17 protein-coding genes are annotated in these 19,100 nt (G+C 44.7%); 13 read left to right on the top strand and 4 right to left on the bottom strand.

The features are described from left to right. The 5 genes from RDS42_RS04335 to RDS42_RS04355 form a co-directional block, all read left to right on the top strand. Positions 1-1,472, top strand: a 1,472-nt coding sequence (locus tag RDS42_RS04335; protein ID WP_308782554.1) for a HAMP domain-containing sensor histidine kinase, incomplete at its 5' end; no start/stop codon positions are given. 90 nt (positions 1,473-1,562) lie between these two features. Beyond that, entirely contained in the window at positions 1,563-2,183 is a 621-nt protein-coding gene (gene hisH, locus RDS42_RS04340; protein WP_308782555.1) for an imidazole glycerol phosphate synthase subunit HisH, read from the top strand. A gap of 1 nt (position 2,184) precedes the next feature. After that, positions 2,185-2,943 (top strand): imidazole glycerol phosphate synthase subunit HisF, encoded by a 759-nt coding sequence (gene hisF / locus RDS42_RS04345; protein WP_308782556.1) that lies wholly within the window; start codon positions 2,185-2,187, stop codon positions 2,941-2,943. Positions 2,944-2,955: 12 nt separating this feature from the next. Next, positions 2,956-3,639 carry a uracil-DNA glycosylase gene (gene ung, locus RDS42_RS04350; RefSeq protein ID WP_308782557.1) on the top strand — a complete coding sequence of 228 codons (684 nt, stop codon included), beginning with the start codon at positions 2,956-2,958 and terminating at the stop codon, positions 3,637-3,639. 2 nt (positions 3,640-3,641) lie between these two features. Further along, entirely contained in the window at positions 3,642-5,273 is a 1,632-nt protein-coding gene (locus tag RDS42_RS04355) for a polysaccharide biosynthesis protein (RefSeq protein WP_308782558.1), read from the top strand. Here the strand turns inward: RDS42_RS04355 and RDS42_RS04360 are convergent. After that, complete coding sequence (locus tag RDS42_RS04360) at positions 5,266-5,763, bottom strand: methylated-DNA--[protein]-cysteine S-methyltransferase (RefSeq protein WP_308782559.1); 498 nt, start codon at positions 5,761-5,763, stop codon at positions 5,266-5,268. The genes RDS42_RS04355 and RDS42_RS04360 overlap by 8 nt on opposite strands. A gap of 159 nt (positions 5,764-5,922) precedes the next feature. Between RDS42_RS04360 and RDS42_RS04365 the strand changes: the two genes are divergently transcribed. The 3 genes from RDS42_RS04365 to RDS42_RS04375 are packed head-to-tail and all read left to right on the top strand — an operon-like array spanning position 5,923 to position 8,126. Further along, on the top strand, positions 5,923-7,269 hold the full coding sequence (locus RDS42_RS04365; protein WP_308782560.1) for an MATE family efflux transporter: 1,347 nt from the start codon (positions 5,923-5,925) through the stop codon (positions 7,267-7,269). Next, entirely contained in the window at positions 7,262-7,690 is a 429-nt protein-coding gene (locus RDS42_RS04370) for an NUDIX domain-containing protein (RefSeq protein ID WP_308782561.1), read from the top strand. Before RDS42_RS04365 ends, RDS42_RS04370 begins: the two co-directional genes overlap by 8 nt. 19 nt (positions 7,691-7,709) lie before the next feature. Beyond that, entirely contained in the window at positions 7,710-8,126 is a 417-nt protein-coding gene (locus RDS42_RS04375; RefSeq protein ID WP_308782562.1) for a C-GCAxxG-C-C family protein, read from the top strand. 58 nt (positions 8,127-8,184) lie between these two features. On the opposite strand, the gene RDS42_RS04380 is transcribed toward RDS42_RS04375, so the two are convergent. Further along, entirely contained in the window at positions 8,185-9,942 is a 1,758-nt protein-coding gene (locus RDS42_RS04380; protein ID WP_308782563.1) for an ABC transporter ATP-binding protein, read from the bottom strand. Beyond that, positions 9,939-11,723 (bottom strand): ABC transporter ATP-binding protein, encoded by a 1,785-nt coding sequence (locus RDS42_RS04385; protein WP_308782564.1) that lies wholly within the window; start codon positions 11,721-11,723, stop codon positions 9,939-9,941. The genes RDS42_RS04380 and RDS42_RS04385 overlap by 4 nt, the downstream gene beginning before the upstream one ends. Before the next feature lie 150 nt (positions 11,724-11,873). Between RDS42_RS04385 and RDS42_RS04390 the strand changes: the two genes are divergently transcribed. From RDS42_RS04390 to RDS42_RS04410, 5 genes are all read left to right on the top strand, one after another. Beyond that, a complete protein-coding gene (locus RDS42_RS04390) occupies positions 11,874-12,371 on the top strand; it encodes an N-acetyltransferase (protein WP_308782565.1) in 498 nt (165 codons plus the stop codon). Then, positions 12,368-13,039, top strand: a complete 672-nt coding sequence (locus RDS42_RS04395; RefSeq protein ID WP_308782566.1) for a YkgJ family cysteine cluster protein — start codon at positions 12,368-12,370, stop codon at positions 13,037-13,039. The genes RDS42_RS04390 and RDS42_RS04395 overlap by 4 nt, the downstream gene beginning before the upstream one ends. Before the next feature lie 94 nt (positions 13,040-13,133). After that, entirely contained in the window at positions 13,134-13,625 is a 492-nt protein-coding gene (locus RDS42_RS04400; RefSeq protein WP_308782567.1) for a MarR family transcriptional regulator, read from the top strand. Beyond that, positions 13,622-15,355 carry an ABC transporter ATP-binding protein gene (locus tag RDS42_RS04405; RefSeq protein ID WP_308782568.1) on the top strand — a complete coding sequence of 578 codons (1,734 nt, stop codon included), beginning with the start codon at positions 13,622-13,624 and terminating at the stop codon, positions 15,353-15,355. Before RDS42_RS04400 ends, RDS42_RS04405 begins: the two co-directional genes overlap by 4 nt. Then, positions 15,348-17,249: an ABC transporter ATP-binding protein gene (locus RDS42_RS04410; RefSeq protein ID WP_308782570.1), complete on the top strand. Its 1,902-nt coding sequence runs from the start codon at positions 15,348-15,350 to the stop codon at positions 17,247-17,249. The genes RDS42_RS04405 and RDS42_RS04410 overlap by 8 nt, the downstream gene beginning before the upstream one ends. A gap of 273 nt (positions 17,250-17,522) precedes the next feature. On the opposite strand, the gene RDS42_RS04415 is transcribed toward RDS42_RS04410, so the two are convergent. Beyond that, positions 17,523-18,947, bottom strand: coding sequence for a phospholipase D-like domain-containing protein (locus tag RDS42_RS04415; protein WP_308782569.1), 1,425 nt, complete (start codon positions 18,945-18,947; stop codon positions 17,523-17,525). Between the last annotated feature and the right edge of the window lie 153 nt (positions 18,948-19,100).

A 19,100-nucleotide genomic window follows, 5' to 3' on the forward strand; every position in this document is an offset into this window, starting at 1 on the left:
CGACAGCTGGAGATTCTTTTTATAGGACTGCTTTACTTTCTATCTGTTCGATCACCCTTATCAACATGCTGTTTTTAGAGAAATATTATATTACAAAGAAAACAGAGGTATTAAGGTCTGCTATGGCAGATCTTCAGGAACTACGCCTGACTACAGATGAAGAAGGCAATGAAACTGCAGAGATTTCTGATGCATTAAGCAGGGCATGTGCTCAAAATAATCTGTCATGGATGATCATTACGGCAGACGGGCAGAAAGTAGCTTCTGTGGGCGGAAGTGAAGGAATGCTTCAGGCAAGGCTTATTGGTTATGCCTATGACCTGGATAAAAAGCATATGAAAACGAAAACATTTGAACAGTCTGACAGTTACGTGATTCAACAGGTCAGTGACCGCTTTGCTGGTATGGATTATCTGGAAAGCTGGGGAAATTTAAAGAATGGGTGCTTTTTTCTGATCCGGACACCGTTGGAGAGTATCCGGGAAAGCGTCTCTATATCCAACAGCTTTTATTTTGTAGTAGGTATCTTTATTATAGGGGTCAGTGCCCTGGTGCTCTGGATTATTACCAGACGGATTACAAATCCGATCAGTGAGCTGACAGTACTGTCAAGAAAAATGAGCAATCTGGATTTTGAAGCCAAATATAAAAGTCAGGCAGGTAATGAAATCGACGAGCTGGGAGAAAACTTTAACAGGATGTCCAAGGAGCTGGAAAAAACAATTTCTGAATTAAAAGCTGCCAATAATCAGCTGCAGAAAGATATTGAAAGCAAAATACGCATCGACCAACAGCGTCAGGAATTTCTGAATAATGTTTCTCATGAGCTGAAGACGCCTATCGCGCTTGTTCAGGGATATGCGGAAGGACTGAAAGAAAATATTTCAGATGATCCGGAAAGCCGAGAATTCTATTGTGATGTGATCATGGACGAGGCGTCTAAAATGAATAAACTGGTAAGGAATCTTCTGACTTTGAATCATCTGGAGGAGGGAAGAGATGAGCTGACAATGGAGCGGTTTGATGTTGTCAGTCTGATCCGCGGAGTTCTCCAGTCTATGGATATTATGATCCAGCAGAAGGAGGCAAAGGTTTCTTTTCAGGCGATGGAGCCGGTATATGTCTGGGCAGATGAGTTTAAAATTGAGGAAGTAGTTACAAATTACACCAGCAATGCACTGAACCATCTGGAGGGAGAAAAAGAAATCGAGATCTGTGTGATACCGGAAGGAGACAGAGTCAGGATTTCAGTATTTAATACCGGAACACCAATACCGGAAGCAGATATTCCGAATCTCTGGAAAAAATTTTATAAAGTTGATAAGGCGAGAACCAGAGAGTACGGCGGAAGCGGGATCGGTCTTTCTATCGTCAAAGCCATCATGGAAAGCCATCATCAGGAATACGGAGTCTGTAATTATGACAATGGCGTGGAATTCTGGTTCACGCTGGATACAAAGAGTGTGAATTAAGACGAAAATCGGCAGATGTAAAGAAATCCCTTTGCATCTGCCTTTTTTTGGAGTATAATCGACATATCTTAGGAAAAATGAGGAAGGAATATGATCGGAATTATAGATTATGACGCAGGAAATATCCGCAGTGTGGAAAAAGCTTTTGCCTGTTTAGGCGAACAGACCGTAGTTTCCCGTGATCCTTCGGTACTGATGAAAGCGGATAAAGTGGTACTTCCCGGTGTGGGAAGCTTTGGGGATGCCATGGGAAATCTTCGTAAATATGGACTTGTTCCTGTGATCCATGATATGGTAAACTCAGGAAAGCCTTTGTTAGGGATCTGTCTGGGGCTTCAGCTTCTTTTTGAAAGCAGCGAGGAAACTCCGGGAGCAGAGGGACTTGGGATTCTGAAGGGAAGGATTTTAAAGATTCCTTCGGCTCCTTCTTTAAAAATTCCTCATATGGGCTGGAATTCCCTGCATCTTCAAAACAACGGAAGGCTTTTTCGGGATATTCCGGAGGATACGTATGTATATTTTGTTCATTCGTATTATCTGCAGGCAGAGGAGCCGGAGATAGTGAAGGCGGTAACAGACTACAGTACGGAAATTCATGCTTCTGTAGAGAAGGGGAATGTATTTGCATGTCAGTTTCACCCGGAAAAAAGCAGCCGGTACGGACTGAAGATTCTGGAGAATTTTGCGAAGCTTGACAGGGAGGAGAAATAGTATGTTTACAAAAAGAATCATTCCCTGCCTGGATGTAAATAAAGGACGGGTGGTAAAAGGGGTAAACTTTGTGAACCTGAAAGATGCCGGAGATCCGGTGGAGATTGCAAGGGCCTATGATTCGGCAGGTGCGGATGAACTGGTTTTTCTGGATATTACAGCTTCCTGCGAAGAGAGGGATACGGTGGCGGATATGGTCCGTGCCGTAGCTTCCAGTGTGTTTATTCCTTTTACCGTAGGCGGCGGGATCCGTACGGTAGAGGATTTCAAAAGGCTTCTCAGGGAGGGAGCGGACAAGATATCCGTTAATTCGGCAGCAATTGACCGGCCGGAGCTGATCTCTGAGGCGGCAGAAAAATTTGGAAGCCAGTGTGTGGTGGTTGCCATTGATGCCAGAAGGAGACCGGAAGGCGGATGGAATATTTATAAGCACGGAGGCCGTCTGGATACGGGGCTGGATGCCATAGAGTGGGCAAAAAAGGCAGAAGCTCTTGGGGCAGGAGAAATTCTTCTTACCAGTATGGACTGTGACGGCACAAAAGCCGGCTATGATATAGAACTGACCCGTGCTGTGGCCGAGGCAGTTTCCATTCCGGTGATCGCATCCGGAGGCGCCGGAACTCTGGAGCATTTTTATGAGGCGCTTTCTGAAGGAGGCGCAGATGCAGCTCTGGCTGCGTCCTTATTTCATTACAAAGAACTGGAGATCAGCCAGGTGAAGGACTATCTGGCAGAGAAGGGAATCTCCGTACGAAGATAAAGAGGTGAATTTATGGCTCCGTTGTCAGGAGAATGGCTGGAAGCTCTTAAGGATGAATTTCATCAGCCATATTATACAAAATTATATAAAACTGTTATGCAGGAATATCAGACAAGAAAGATATTTCCTCCTGCAGATGATATGTTTAATGCCTTTCATTTTACCCCGTTAAGTCAGGTGAAGGTTGTGATCCTGGGACAGGATCCCTATCATAACGATGGACAGGCACATGGATTATGTTTTTCTGTAAAAAAGGACGTGGACATTCCTCCGTCGTTAGTAAACATTTATCAGGAACTTCATGATGATCTGGGATGCAGTATCCCGGATAATGGTTATCTGGAAAAATGGGCCCGTCAGGGGGTGCTTCTTTTAAATACAGTTCTGACAGTACGGGCGCATCAGGCTAATTCTCATAGAGGAATTGGGTGGGAACAGTTTACAGATGCGGCAATCCGCATTCTCAATGAACAGGACCGCCCCATCGTCTTTCTTTTATGGGGACGCCCGGCTCAGATGAAAAAATCTATGCTGAATAATCCAAAGCATCTGATCCTGGAAGCGCCTCATCCCAGTCCGCTGTCTGCCTATCGGGGCTTTTTTGGATGCAGGCATTTCAGCCGGACAAATGAATTTTTAAAAGAAAACGGTCTGGAGCCTGTAGACTGGCAGATCGAAAATAAAGGAACGGAATAACCATGAGTAAAAATAATGACAATACACTTGTAAGGAACGCCTCCTTTTTAATGGTAGCTGCGCTGATCTCCAAGATTATTGGCATGCTGTACAAAAGTCCTCTTTCCACAACTCTTGGAAACAACAGCTATGCCATGTTCCAGTTCGCTCAGAATGTATACTTTATTCTTCTGATGATCGCTTCATTCAGTATCCCGCAGGCGGTATCAAAGATCATGGCGGAAAAGATCACTTTCCGCAGATACCGGGATGCTCAGAAAGTTTTTCATTGTGCACTTTTATATGCGGTAGTGGCAGGGGGAATCATTTCTCTTGTCTGTGTGTTTGGAGCAAAGATACTGGTGCCGGATTCGATGGAGGGAGCAAGACTTGCGCTGCAGATGCTGGCTCCTACGATTTTTCTTTCCGGCATCCTTGGCGTGTTCCGGGGATATTTTCAGGCATACCGCAATATGATGCCGACCTCTCTTTCTCAGATCATCGAGCAGATCTTTGTGGCAGTGTTTGCTCTTGTAATGTCTTCCGTGATGATCAGTCATTTCAGCGGAGAAAGTGAGGCTGTTGTCCAGAAGTGGGGGGCGGCAGGCGCTACTATGGGTACGGGAGCAGGTGTGACCGCAGCGCTTCTTTTTATGCTTCTGATCTATGGACTGAACCGCAGAAATATCAGAAAAAGGCTGAAAAGTGACAGAAGATCTGTAAATGAAAGCACTTCTTCCGTAATGAAAAGCATTATACTTATTATCATGCCCATCGTGCTCAGTGCTTTTATCTATAATGTAAATGGATATATCAACAGTTATATGTACTCCGGTATTATGGGAACAAAGGGGATGGATCCTGAGCTGATCGGAAACCTGTATGCAGAGTATGGTTATTTTATGACCATTATCAATATTCCTCTGACACTGGCAAGTACGGCTCCTACATCCATGATACCTGAGGTGTCTGCTCATTATGCAAGACGGGATATTCGGACTGCAAACCAGAAGATCGACAGGGCAACCTGGATCAGTATGATCATATCCATTCCGGCGGCTGTTGGTCTGGCAGTACTGGCAGGACCGGTGATCCGGCTGCTTTTTCCGGGGACAAACGGGGAAGGTTCCTTACTTCTGATTCTTGGAGCTGTTACGATCATTCTGAACGGAAATTCCAATATTTCCAACGGAGTCCTTCAGGGGATCGGCAAGCCGAAGATCCCAATGATCCATGCGGCAATAGCGCTGGTGGCAGATGTGATCGCCATGCTGCTTCTTTTGTACTTCACAGATCTGGGAATCTATACTATCGTGATCGCCATGATTGTTTATGCGGTTGTTATGTGTCTTCTTAATGAAGCTGCCATGCGGAAATACATGCGTCATGTAAATCCATGGAGAACTGCATATCTGAACCCGCTGCTGGCTTCCGTACCTATGGCGCTGGTGGCAGGCGGTGTTTATTATGGTCTTAGTTTTCTTCTTCCGGAGGGACGGGTCTTTCTGGCAGTGGAACTGGTGCTTGCCATTGGTCTTGGAGGTATTGTATATCTTTTGGCATATCTGTTTATCAGCAGACCGGATGAGGAAGAGCTGGCGGCTCTCCCCGGAGGAAGGATTCTTGCAAGGATCGCAGGAAGAATCCTCAGATAAGGATATGCTCCAGTTCCAGGAGATATTTTTTCCTTTCCAGACCTCCGGCATATCCGGTAAGGCTGCCATTGGAACCAAGAACTCTATGACAGGGAACAAGAATAGAAATTTTGTTATGCCCCACCGCTCCGCCTACAGCCTGAGCGGACATGTGGGGCAGTCTTTTTTGCAGGGCCAGTCTGCGGGCAATTTCGCCGTAGGCTGCAGTCTGCCCATAGGGAATGGTGCAGAGAAGCTTCCATACTTCTTTTTGGAAATCTGTTCCTGAGAAATGAAGAGGAACTGAAAAATCAGGTTCCTTTCCGGAAAAATAAATCTGGAGCCACTGCTCTGTCTGATTAAAAACAGGCAGGGCTTTTTCTTTATGTTCCGGATCAAGGCCAAGTCCGAAATATTTTTGTCCGCAGAACCAGAGTCCGCTAAGTCCTTTATCATCGCCGGCCATGAGCATCTCTCCAAGTGGAGAGAGAAAATGATGTGTATATATCATGAAAACAGCCCCTTTTGTTAAATATACACATATTTTATCATGAAAAAAATTTCCTGCAATGTTTTATGCAATGAGATTTTTGACAATTTGCCAGTACCTGACAGATATTTTTTGTGCTATACTAAAAATCGAAATCCAGGATATCAGGAGAGAATGATTATGGAAAAAAATTTAACCTCAGGCAGTGTGCTTAAGAACATTGTGTTCTTTTCCCTGCCTTATCTGCTGTCATATTTTCTGCAGACTTTATATGGAATGGCAGATCTGTTCATTGTAGGTCAGTTTAATGGAGTAGACAGTATAACGGCAGTTTCTGTGGGAAGCCAGGTTATGCACATGCTTACGGTGATGATCGTGGGACTTGCCATGGGATCCACCGTTGTTATTGGAAAGGCTGTCGGAGCACAAAAGAAAGATCAGGCTGCAGAGGCAATCGGAAATACAATAGTGCTGTTTATGGCAGTGGCTGCAGTTCTGACACTGGGTTTGATGCTGTTTGTTGATCCAATTGTCCGTGTGATGTCTACTCCGGAAGAAGCTGTATCCGGTACGGTGGCATATCTTAAGATCTGTTTTATGGGAATACCTTTTATTACGGCCTATAACATTATCAGTTCTGTATTCAGAGGCATGGGAGATTCCAAAAGCCCTATGTACTTTATTGCCGTAGCCTGTGGGGTAAACATCGTTCTGGATTATGTTTTTATCGGAGGGTTTCATTTAGGCCCGGCAGGTGCTGCTCTTGGAACAGTATTATCCCAGACAGTCAGCGTGATCGTTTCAATGGCAGTAATACGAAAAAGAAAAACAGGGATTCGCATTCGAAGAGATAATTTCTTACCAAAAGGAAATGTGATGAGACAGATTTTAAAGGTAGGAATCCCGGTTGCCCTGCAGGATGGGTTTATCCAGATCGCATTTATTGTGATCACAGTAATCGTCAATCAAAGAGGATTGAATGATGCGGCGGCAGTAGGAATTGTGGAAAAGCTGATCGGAATTGTTTTCCTTGTACCATCTTCTATGCTTTCGGCAGTCTCAGCCCTGTCGGCTCAGAATATCGGAGCCGGAAAGCCGGAACGTGCCGTAAAGACATTGAAATATGCAGTATGTATTACTGTGGGATTTGGATTTGTGGTATCCGTGCTTACACAGTTTATCTCAGTTCAGGCTGTGGGATTTTTTACAGAAGATGCAGAGGTTGCCATACTTGGCGGACAGTATCTCCGTTCTTACATATGGGACTGTATGCTGGCAGGCGTGCATTTCTGTTTCAGCGGTTATTTCTGTGCTCTTGGAATGGCAGGGATTTCCTTCCTGCACAATTCTGTTTCAATTGTGTGCGTTCGTATTCCCGGAGCCTGGCTGGCCTCCAGACTTTTTCCGGATACGCTGTATCCTATGGGGCTGGCTTCCCCGGCAGGTTCTCTGCTTTCAGGAATAATATGTATCGCAGCTTTTTTGTATTTACAGAAAAACAGGAAAGGACGTGAGTCAGGTGCATAAGGTATTTGGCAGGAAACAGGAAGGAGTTTATTATGAAAGACCGGGAGCTTATCTGATCCCTTTTGCCGGAGACAGGATTGCCGTGGTCCATACCCCAAGAGGACTTTTTCTGCTGGGCGGAGGAATCCAGGGAAAGGAAAATGATCAGGAATGCATCCGGAGAGAATGCCTGGAGGAATGTGGATATACATGCCGGATCGGAGAGATGCTTGCGTCGGCAGAAGCCTACAGTATTCACGAAAGAAAAGGGCTTTTTCATCCCATCCAGCATTATTATCCGGGAGAACTGATCGAAAAGATCCAGGAGCCTGCGGAAAAGGATCACAGACTTCTCTGGATGACTTATGAACAGATAAAGGGAAATATGTTTTCGGATATGCAGAACTGGGCTGTGGAGCTTGCTTGGAAAGAGAGAAAATAAAAAACAAAGGAGAATAAAAATGAGCGCCAGACAAAATCATGCGATGGAATTACATGAGAAAGGGTATAACTGTGCACAGGCAGTGGCATGCAGCTTCTGCCAGGATTTTGGAGTAGAGGAAGAGGAGATGTTCCGTATTGCCGAAGGATTTGGGTTCGGAATGGGAATGATGGAGATGTGCGGCGCCCTTTCCGGTATGATGATGATCATGGGACTTGCCGGAAGTGTGGGAAATCCGGAAAAAGGCCCCATCACAAAAGGAAGAACCTATAAGACGGTAAAGAATCATGTACTGAAATTTAAAGAAAAAAACGGTTCTTATTTATGCCGTGAACTAAAGGGCGTGGATACAGGCGTGGTTCTCTGTTCCTGCCCTCAGTGTATCCGGGATGCGGTTGCACTGACAGAAGATTATCTGAAGGAATGGAAAAAATAATTTTCTGAAACAGAGAAAGGGGAAGGAAATCGGCGAAACGGTTTCCTTCCCCTTTTTTCTACAGAGTGGTTTGCACAAACTGGCTGTTATAAAGCGTCTGATAGAAGCCGCCTTTTTTCATCAGCTGTTCGTGAGTTCCCTGCTCAATGATGCTTCCGTCTTTCATAACCAGGATCTCATCTGCATTGCGGATCGTGGATAAACGATGCGCTACAACGAAACTGGTACGTCCCTGCATCAGACGGTCAAAGGCCTCTTGAACCAGCATTTCTGTTCGGGTATCGATACTTGAGGTCGCCTCGTCCAGAATGAGCATAGGCGGCAGACAGAGCATAACGCGGGTAATGCAGAGCAGCTGCTTCTGTCCCTGACTCAGACTGCTTTCGCTGATTTTAGTGTCAAGCCCTTCCGGCAGACGCCGGATAAATTCCCAGCTGTGGGACAGCTTTGCAGCCTGGATCACTTCATCATCTGCAGCATCCGGTTTACCTATGACAATGTTTTCACGGACGGTTCCTGCCTTGATCCAGGTATCCTGAAGTACCATACCGTAGCTTTTTCTTAAAGAATGGCGGGAGAGACCGGAAACCTCCTTTCCATCTACGGAGATCGTACCGGAATCTACGTCATAGAACCGCATAAGAAGATTGATAAAGGTAGTTTTTCCACATCCGGTAGGACCTACGATAGCAATCCTTTTTCCAGGCTCTGCCTGCAGACTGAAGTTTTCAATCAGAGGTTTGTCAGGTATATAACGGAAAGATACCTGGTCAAGTGTTACGTTTCCCTTTACATCTTTGAGATATTCTGTCCCATCCGGGCTTTCCGGCTGCTCTTCCAAAAGCGCGAATATTCTGGAGGCGCAGGCAAGGGCATTCTGCAGCTCAGTCACAACGGAACTGATATCGTTAAAGGGTTTCATATATTGATTAGCGTAAGCCAGCATAACAGAAAGACCGCCTACAGTCAGTCCGCCGCCCGGGATCAGGAATGCGCCCACAAGAGCTACCGCAGCATAAATGATATTGTTGACAAAGCGGGTGCAGGGATTGGTAAGGCTGCTGTAAAAAACAGCTTTCAGGCTGGTAGTCTGAAGTTCTTCGTTGATCTTGCGGAAACGCAGAGAAGCCCTGTCCTCATAACCAAATGCCTGAACAATCTTCTGATTTCCTATCATTTCTTCAATGAGAGAAGTCTGGCGTCCGCGGGCATCACTTTGTTTCCGGAACATCTGGAAAGTGTGAGTGGAAATGAATTTTGCCACAAAAAAGCTTAACGGCGTCAGCACGATGACCAGTATCGTGATCAGGACATTTTTGGAAAGCATAAATACCAGAGTTCCAATGATTGTGACAATACCGGAAAACAACTGTGTAAAGCCAAGAAGCAGTCCGTCAGAAAGAATATCTGCATCTGCGATCACACGGCTGATGATATCACCGGTACTCTGGGTATCCAGCCAGGAAAGCGGCAGGTGCTGAATCTGCCTGATCGCCTTTGCACGGATATCACGTACAGTATAAAAGGTCATTCGGTTATTAATAAGATTCATGATCCAGGAGGCACCTCCGGAAATGAGAACCAGGATCAGAATCTGACGGAGATATCCCCACATACGGGAAAAGTCCACCTGTCCGGTTCCGATGATCTCATCGATAGCGTGTCCAAACAGAACCGGAACATACAGCTGGAGCAGTACAGATACAGATGCCAGCAGGATACTTAGAATCAGCAGAAAGCGATACCTTCCGATAAAGCGAAGTACTTTTTTTAATACGGTCATACTGATGCCTGGTTTTTTTTCTGTACTTTTCATAGAGTCACCTCCTTGTCTTTTTCAGAAGCCGATATCTGTGTTTGCGAGTGTTCATATGAAATACGTTCTTCCGGAAACTGGGAGAAAAAGATTTCACGATAGGTTTCACAGGTATTTACAAGCTCCTGATGCGTTCCTTTTCCTGCAAGACAGCCGTCATCCAGAACAAGGATCAGATCACACTGACGGATGCTGGATGCTCTCTGGGATACCAGAAAAGAAGTTGTTTTTCCATTTAAAATAGAAAGTGATTTTCGGAGAGCCGCATCGGTTGCAAAATCAAGAGCACTGGCACTATCATCTAAAATCAGGATTTCCGGCTGTTTAACCAGTGCGCGGGCAATGGTAAGACGTTGTCTCTGACCGCCGGAAAGATTTTTGCCGTTTTGTTCTATCATATGATCCAGCTGACCTTCTTTTTGTTCTACGACCTCTTTTGCCTGTGCCATAGAAAGCGCCTGCCAGATTTCTTCATCGGAGGCAGTGTCGTTTCCCCATTTCAGGTTGTCACGGATCGTTCCTTTGAAAAGAGCCGCTTTCTGAGGCACAACACCAATCTTGCGGCGCAGATCAGACCGGGAAAAATTCTGTACATTCTGTCCGTCAATCAGGACAGAACCGCTGGTGGCATCATAAAAACGGGCGATCAGGTTTACAAGGGTGGATTTACCACTTCCTGTACTTCCGATGATTCCTACAGACTGTCCCTGTCTGACAGAAAAGCAGATATCAGAAAGGCTGGGAGCTCCGGTATCCGGATAGGAAAAAGTTACATGTTCAAAGGAAACCGCACAGTCAGTTTTGTCAGCTGCTGCAGTTTTTTCTTTATAATGCATGGAAGGAGCGACAGCCAGTACATCTGCCACACGGTCTGCGCAGGCGGCGGCTTTGTTCAGGGTGATGATAAGAGAAGCCAGTTTGATCAGTTCAACAATCATCTGAGCCATGTAATTATAAAGGGCAACGGCCTGTCCCTGCTGCATGCTTCCCATATTTACCTGGATTCCGGCGGTGCTGATCAGGATCACAGTGGCGATGTTGATCAGTACATAGGTGACAGGGTTGAGAAGTGCACTTAGCTTACCAACAAATTCATTCAGGCGTGTCAGCTCCTGATTGCAGTCATCAAATTCTTTTACCGCTTCTTTTTCGCGGCAGAAAGCCCGGATCACACGGATGCCGGTAAGATTTTCTCTTGTAAGAGCAGTGACACGATCCAGCCGTCCCTGTACTTTTCGGAAAAGGGGAATGCTCAGATACATGATCACAAATACCACCAGAAAGAGAAAGGGGATGGCAGCTGCAAAGATCAGGGCACAGCGCAGATTGATGGTAAAAGCCATGATCATGGAACCCAGGACAATAAACGGACTCCGAAGAAGAAGGCGAAGCCCCATATTCAGTCCATTCTGAACCTGGTTGATATCATTGGTAAGTCTGGTGATCAGAGTAGGGGTTCCGATCTGATCAAGCTCTGCGTAGGAAAATTTCTGCACATGGTCAAAAACAGCCTGTCGAAGCTGTGCCGCAAAGCCTACGCTTGCCTTTGCGGCAAAATACTGGGCAGTGATACTGACGGTAAGGCCTGCGGCAGCCATAAGAATCAGCAGAAAAAAATTCTGTAAGATAAAGCTGCGGTCATTTCCGGCTATGCCGATGTCAATGATCCGGGCGATCACAACAGGAACCAGCAGGTCAAATATCACTTCCAGAAACTTGAAAAAAGGAGCAAGGATGCTTTCTTTTTTATAGTTTTTCAGATAGACAGCGAGAGATCGCATGGTATGTTTCCTCCATTTTTATAGAATATGTATTAGGAGGTTACTGTTCACACGGCACTATCGTTGCTGTGAACAGTAACCTCAGGATGGAACCTGATTGACAATCAACATTATACTCCTGTACAATGAGATAGAAAAGGAGAAAAACCAATGAAAATAAGAAAAGCAGAGAAAAAAGATCTTACAGATATTTTGAGGATTTACGATCATGCCAGAAAATTTATGGCTCAAAATGGAAATCCGGATCAGTGGGCAGATAAATATCCGCCCAGAGAGAGAATTATCTGTGATATAGAAGAACAGATCAGCTACGTATGTACAGAAGACCAGCAGATCCGGGGAGTTTTTGTGTTTTTTAAGGGAGAGGATCCCACGTATCAGATGATAGAAAAGGGCAGCTGGCACGGAAAACAGCCTTATGGAGTCATACATCGGGTGGCTTCTGACGGAACAGTCCGGGGTGTGGCAGAAGCCTGCTTTACGTTCTGCAAAAATCAGATCGGTTATTTGAGGATCGATACTCATAAGGATAATATTCCCATGCAGAAGGCTCTGGAAAAAAACGAATTTGGAAGATGCGGGATTATATATACAGATGACGGTTCACAGCGTATCGCGTATGACTGGATGGGAGAGAGAGACAAATGAGAAGAGAAGTAACACTGGAGGAAATCTCCGACGGCAATTTATACGAAGCAAATGATATGGTAAAGGCAGACTGCCAGGATTGTCAGGGCTGCTGTGACTGCTGTCAGGGAATGGGAGACACAGTGATCCTGGATCCATATGATGTGCACAGACTTTCAAGGGGACTTGGCAAAACACCGGAAGAGCTTATGAGTACAGTATTGGAGCTGGGGATGACAGATGGAAATATTCTGCCTCATCTGGCAATGAAAGGGCCACAGGAGCGCTGTGTATTTCTTAATGACAAAGGCCGATGTTCCATTCATCAGATACGGCCGGGATTCTGCAGACTGTTTCCGTTGGGAAGATATTATACAGAAGGTGGATTTAAATATATTCTTCAGATCCATGAATGCAAAAAGAAAAACAGATCCAAGATCAAGGTAAAGAAATGGCTGGATACGCCGGATCTGAAACAGTATGAAAAATTTGTCCTGGACTGGCATGATTTTCTGATTGATGTACAGGAGGTGTTTTATCATACAGAAGATGAAACACTTATAAAAAATCTGAATATGTATGTGCTCAGTCGGTTTTACTATACGCCCTTTGATGAAAAAGAAGAGTTTTATCCACAGTTTTATCAGCGTCTGGAGACGGCGAAAGAGCTTCTGAAGCTTGAAATCTGACAGTAAAAAACGCAAAAAAACATATTGACATAAAAAATTCTTCTTTGTATAATGTGAAAAGTTAGGACGCTAACTAAATGAAAAGAGGTAAGAAATGCAGGATAATGACCAGAAAATTCGGGATATGCACACAGGAAGGCTGATACGTATTTTATCACATCAGCTGAAACGCAGTCAGAAGCCGGTGAAAGCGATGGAGGAAAATGAACTTACTTCCATGCAGAAGCATGTACTGAAATATATTCTTCTGGAAACACTTCATCGAGATATTTATCAGAAAAATCTTGAGGAGGAATTTCAGATCCGGAAATCCACAGCATCAGGGATTCTGAAGCTTATGGAAAAAAACGGTTTTATTTACCGGGAAAGCGTGAAAGAGGACGCAAGGCTGAAAAGGATACTGCCCACAAAAAAAGCAGAGGCTATCCGTCCGGATATCCTGAAGCATATTCAGGAAGTAGAAGTTCGCATGACAAAAGGAATCTCAGACGAGGATCTTTTGTTATGCAAAAAAGTCCTTTGCCAGATGTGTCGTAATCTTGCAGAAAATAACAGGGAGAATAAGGAGGTAGACAAAGAAGAATGAATAAGACACTTTTAAGATCAGTCAGGGAATACAGGAAACAGTCTGTACTGGCTCCGTTCTTTGTGATCCTTGAGGTATTTATGGAAGTTCTGATCCCTATGGAAATGGCGAAGATTATTGATATCGGCATTGCACAGGGCAATCTGGGCTACATTATGCAGCGGGGGCTGATCCTTGTCATTATGGCTATGCTTGCATTATGGTTCGGTGTACTTGCCGGAAATATGGCTGCTGTAGCAGGCGCAGGTTATGCGAAAAATCTGAGACATGATATTTTTTATAAGGTACAGGATTTTTCTTTTAAGAATATCGATCATTTTTCCACATCCGGTCTGGTTACACGAATGACCACAGATATCACAAACGTACAAATGGCATATATGATGAGTATCCGTATGCTGGCAAGAGCTCCGATCATGATTATCCTTTCCTGGGTAATGACTCTGGTGATCAATGTCAAGATTGCGCTGCTCTTTTTAATCGTAATCCCGTTTCTCGGAGGAACGCTTATTTTTATTGCAAAAAAAGCCCATCCTCATTTTATCAAGGTATTCGACGAGTATGATATTCTGAATAATTCTGTTCAGGAAAATGTAAATGCCTCCCGTGTGGTAAAAGCTTTTGTAAGGGAAGACCATGAGATTGATAAATTCCACGGTATTTCTAAATATGTATATGATCTTTTCACAAAGGCAGAGAAGATTGTTGCATGGAACGCTCCGGTGATGCAGTTTACCATGTATACAGTGGTGCTTCTTCTTGTTGCCATCGGAGGAAAAAGTATTGTTCTTGGAAGCATGGCAACAGGTGAACTGACAAGTGTGATCGTATATGCCCTTCAGATTCTGATGTCCCTTTCCATGGTAACCTTTGTGTTTGTCATGATCATGATCGCAGAAGCGTCCACAGATCGTATTACAGAGGTTCTGAAGGAAGTTCCGGAAATGAAGGATAAGGAAGACGCGGCTTCAGAAGTTCCAAATGGAGATATTGTCTTTGACCATGTAAACTTCAGCTATGGCGGAAAAGGCGGAAATCTTTCTCTGAAAGATATTAATCTTCATATCCGGTCCGGGCAGACGATCGGTATTATCGGCGGTACCGGAAGCGCCAAATCTACACTGGTGCAGATGATCCCAAGACTTTATGATGTAACGGACGGAAGTGTAAAAGTCGGCGGCATTGATGTAAGGGATTATAATCTGGAGGTTCTCCGTGACCAGGTTTCCATGGTGCTTCAGAAGAACGTACTGTTTTCCGGTACGATCTACGAAAATATCCGCTGGGGAAATGAAAATGCCAGTGAAGAGGAAGTGCAGAGAGTGTGTAGGCTTGCGCAGGCAGACGGATTTATCAACGAGTTTCCGGCAGGCTACAATACCCAGATCGTTCAGGGCGGAAATAATGTTTCCGGCGGTCAGAAACAGCGTCTCTGTATTGCCAGAGCCCTTTTGAAAAAACCGAAGATTCTGATCCTTGATGATTCTACAAGTGCAGTAGACACCAGGACAGATGCCCTGATCCGTAAGGCTTTTCGTGAAGAAATCCCGGATACCACAAAGATCATCATTGCCCAGCGAGTAGCATCCATTGAAGATGCGGACCAGATCATTGTACTGGACGGCGGTGAAGTGACAGGCATAGGAACTTCACAGGAGCTTCTTGAGACAAATGAGATTTACAGAGAAGTTTATGAATCCCAGGTCAAGGGAGGTGAGGATGATGAGTAAGAAAGAGAATAAAAAGAAAATGCGCCGGCTTTCCAAAGACAATCTGAAAACAGCAAAACGTCTTTTGAAGTACATGACAGAAACTTATAAAATGCAGCTGATCCTGGTATTTATCTGTATTCTGATCAGTTCTGTAGCAACAATTTCTGTATCCTTGTCCCTGAAGTTCCTTCTGGATGACTTTATCATCCCTCTGATCGGACAGCAGACTCCGGATTTTGCAGGTCTTTACCGTGCGCTGGCAGTGTTGGGCGGTATCTTCCTCTTGGGTGTGATCTCAACCTTTATCTATACCAGAATGATGGTATTTATCGGACAGGGTGTGCTGAAAAGAGTGCGTGACGATATGTTTGAGCATATGCAGACACTTCCTATCCGTTACTTTGACCAGAGGACAAATGGTTCGATCATGAGTCTTTACACCAATGATACGGATACGCTGAGACAGATGATCAGTCAGTCGATCCCTCAGGCGCTGATGGCGTTTTTTACGATTATCGTTACGTTTGTTTCCATGATCGCTCTGAGTCCTCTTCTGACCCTTCTGGCAGTCGCGGTGATTTTTGTGATGATCTTTGTGACGAACAAGATCGGCGGAAACAGTGGAAAGTATTTTGTCAGCCAGCAGATGTCTCTGGCAGATGTGACAGGCTTTGTGGAAGAACGGATGAACGGTCAGAGAGTGGTAAAAGTATTTAATCACGAGCGGAAATCCGAAGAGGAGTTTGATAAGCTGAATGAAGCTCTTTTTGAAAGCGCAGCCAGGGCTCACACTTATGCGAATATGATGGGACCGGTGATCGGCAATATCGGAAACCTGCAGTTTGTGTTGACTGCAGTACTTGGAGGACTGCTTTCCGTTCTGGGAATCGGCGGTATTACTCTTGGTGTCATGGCTTCTTATCTTCAGTTTACAAAAAGCTTTACCCAGCCGTTTATGCAGGTAGCACAGCAGTTTAATGCCATTGTCATGGCGCTGGCCGGCGCAGAACGTATCTTTAATCTGATCGATGAGGAACCGGAAAAAGACGAGGGCTATGTAACACTTGTCAATGCCAGAAAAGATGCGGACGGAAACATTGTGGAATGTAAAGAACGTACCGGTATGTGGGCGTGGAAGCATCCTCATTCCGCAGATGGTTCTGTATCGTATACAGAGCTGACCGGAGATGTGGTATTTGAAAATGTAACCTTTGGATATAATGAAGATAAGGTGATCCTGAAGAATATCAGTCTTTATGCAAAGCCGGGACAGAAGCTGGCGTTTGTAGGATCCACAGGTGCGGGAAAAACGACCATCACCAACCTGATCAATCGTTTTTATGATATTCAGGAAGGTAAGATCCGCTATGACAGCATCAATATCAGTAAGATCAAAAAAGACGATCTTCGCCGTTCTCTGGGAATCGTGCTTCAGGATACCCACCTGTTTACCGGCACGATCATGGACAATATTCGTTACGGTAAGCTGGATGCAACAGATGAGGAGGTTTACCAGGCGGCGAAGCTTGCACATGCCGATCAGTTTATCCGTATGCTTCCAAATGGATATCAGACCATGCTCAGCGGTGACGGAGAGGAGCTTTCTCAGGGACAGAGACAGCTGCTTTCTATTGCAAGAGCAGCCGTGGCAGATCCGCCGGTGCTGATTCTTGATGAGGCAACTTCCAGCATCGATACCCGTACGGAAAGTATTGTCCAGAAGGGTATGGACAACCTGATGAAAGGCCGTACCGTATTTGTGATCGCCCACAGACTTTCCACCATCCGCAACAGCAATGCCATCATTGTACTGGATCACGGGAAAATCATTGAAAGAGGCGACCATGAGAATCTGATTAAAATGAAAGGAACCTATTATCAGCTGTATACAGGAAAGCTGGAATTGTCCTAAAAATTTCTGTTTGTGGGGAAGGGCGGATTTTGTTACCCACAGACGATGCATATGAGAAAAGGCAGATCATGTGCTGTGCGGCGTTTCCTGGTAAACCTCGCAAGGCACTATGATCTGCCTTTTTCTCTTTGCATCTGATGGTAGTTCATCAGCTAAATAGAAATCCTTTTGGATATTTACGGCCTTCGGCCGGCTGCCAGCCGCAGGCTGGATAGTAGTGCTGAGCCTGCATGTCAGTTACAGACAAAAAATCATATTCCACCCCATCGATATTTACAGGAATCTTCTCAGTGGTACGGTCAGTACTCTTAAGACTGCATAGAAAACTTTTTTCCCAAAACTCAGTTCTTTGGGCTGATAATTTTCACCCTGGATATATTCCCCGTTTTCTCCAATGGTTTTACTGTAAGTCTTGTCACGTTGGGCTTCTTCCCGGATTATGGAATTCAGTTTCGGGGAGTCGATGGCAAGCATCAGTTCGGTATCCTGATAGGTGCTTCGCATATCCAGATTATAAGAGCCTACAATGCTCATACGGTCATCAATCAGAATTGCTTTTGTATGGCAGGAATGACCGCCCATAAATTCATAGACCTTTGCGCCTGTTTTCCAGATTTTTTTTCTCTGGTTCAGGTAATCGGTACATCCCCATGGATTTGCTCCGCTTGCCACATCGTTGGTGATGATCTCCAGAGGGATATTTTTTTCTTTTAATTCTGTAAGTCCCTGGTACATTTCTTTTCCACAGATAATATAAGGAGTGTAGATCAGGGCTTTTTTTCCATCCAGAAGAAGCTGATGAATGGAATGCCACATCCAGGGCTCTTTATTTTCTGCCTCCAGTGGATTACATAAAAGTGAAATCTTATTGGTTTCAAAGGTAAGCTTCTGATAATCCCAGTCAGTGTAAGCTTCCTGATAAGTTTCTTTCAGGTCGGCATAACGCTTTTTCAGGGAGATCAGGCATTCCTCAATTTCTCCTGTGAGTTTTTTGCAGGTGAATTCCCGGCTGTCCTTTAATTCCCAGATTTTTTCAAAATAGGAACGGAGCTGATAAAGGGAAGAATCCTTCTGATCTTCTGTTTCATATACAAAAATTTCGCGGTCAATATTTTTTGCTTTTGAATAATCTCCAAGGAAGAGATTCATTGTGTTTCGGCCGCCTAAAAGAAACATCTGCCCGTCAATGATCACATATTTATCATGGAGCCGCGCCTGCATCTTCCATGGTTTCAAAAATGTGATCGGATTATAGATACGGAGGGAAACATTCTCGTGGGAGGCAAGAGCCTGAAACCATTTGTTTCCCTTACCTTTGACATCCATAAAGCCGCTGAAGCCGTCAACAATTACCCGGACCTTTACACCCCGGTCGGCTGCGTGAAGAAGGGCTGCCATAACATCTCTGCCGCTTTTGTCTGCATTAAAATCAAAGGTAGACAGAATAATCTCTTTTTCTGCCTGCTCAAACATGTTCAGACGATAAAGGAGCGCGTCGGTATTGTCGTTGATATATGCAATCCGTTCTGTCCCTGTTGTCTGGCTGTAAAATTCTCTTTCACTGAAATCCCTCTGGAAGCTTTCGGAAACTTTTTTATGCCGGATATACGGCACCGTAAGCAGGGCGATATAGATAAGAACCAGAAATAGTATGATCCTGCCGGGAGTCAGAAATTTCAGAAAAAAATGTCGTTTCAAATTCGTTCACCACTTTCCAATAAAATTATAATACCTGTAGGATGATCGCCAGGTTGTAATGAAACATTCTATGCCAAATAACAGGAAAAGTAAAGCAGAAAATATTCTTTCTTTCGTCAATTTTTTGAGATGTTTTCCTGCCATTGTGATTTA

Source organism: uncultured Blautia sp. (genome assembly GCF_902497045.1).
In the GTDB taxonomy this organism is placed as follows: Bacteria; Bacillota; Clostridia; order Lachnospirales; family Lachnospiraceae; genus Blautia_A.

What these genes read in the sequence shown, in the direction of transcription:
- RDS42_RS04380 (WP_308782563.1), bottom strand. Translation starts at nt 9,942, where the DNA reads ATGAAAAGTACAGAAAAAAAACCAGGCATCAGTATGACCGTATTAAAA.
- RDS42_RS04355 (WP_308782558.1), top strand. Translation starts at nt 3,642, where the DNA reads ATGAGTAAAAATAATGACAATACACTTGTAAGGAACGCCTCCTTTTTA.
- RDS42_RS04375 (WP_308782562.1), top strand. Translation starts at nt 7,710, where the DNA reads ATGAGCGCCAGACAAAATCATGCGATGGAATTACATGAGAAAGGGTAT.
- RDS42_RS04395 (WP_308782566.1), top strand. Translation starts at nt 12,368, where the DNA reads ATGAGAAGAGAAGTAACACTGGAGGAAATCTCCGACGGCAATTTATAC.
- RDS42_RS04385 (WP_308782564.1), bottom strand. Translation starts at nt 11,723, where the DNA reads ATGCGATCTCTCGCTGTCTATCTGAAAAACTATAAAAAAGAAAGCATC.
- hisH (WP_308782555.1), top strand. Translation starts at nt 1,563, where the DNA reads ATGATCGGAATTATAGATTATGACGCAGGAAATATCCGCAGTGTGGAA.
- RDS42_RS04360 (WP_308782559.1), bottom strand. Translation starts at nt 5,763, where the DNA reads ATGATATATACACATCATTTTCTCTCTCCACTTGGAGAGATGCTCATG.
- RDS42_RS04390 (WP_308782565.1), top strand. Translation starts at nt 11,874, where the DNA reads ATGAAAATAAGAAAAGCAGAGAAAAAAGATCTTACAGATATTTTGAGG.
- hisF (WP_308782556.1), top strand. Translation starts at nt 2,185, where the DNA reads ATGTTTACAAAAAGAATCATTCCCTGCCTGGATGTAAATAAAGGACGG.
- RDS42_RS04365 (WP_308782560.1), top strand. Translation starts at nt 5,923, where the DNA reads ATGGAAAAAAATTTAACCTCAGGCAGTGTGCTTAAGAACATTGTGTTC.
- RDS42_RS04400 (WP_308782567.1), top strand. Translation starts at nt 13,134, where the DNA reads ATGCAGGATAATGACCAGAAAATTCGGGATATGCACACAGGAAGGCTG.
- ung (WP_308782557.1), top strand. Translation starts at nt 2,956, where the DNA reads ATGGCTCCGTTGTCAGGAGAATGGCTGGAAGCTCTTAAGGATGAATTT.
- RDS42_RS04405 (WP_308782568.1), top strand. Translation starts at nt 13,622, where the DNA reads ATGAATAAGACACTTTTAAGATCAGTCAGGGAATACAGGAAACAGTCT.
- RDS42_RS04410 (WP_308782570.1), top strand. Translation starts at nt 15,348, where the DNA reads ATGAGTAAGAAAGAGAATAAAAAGAAAATGCGCCGGCTTTCCAAAGAC.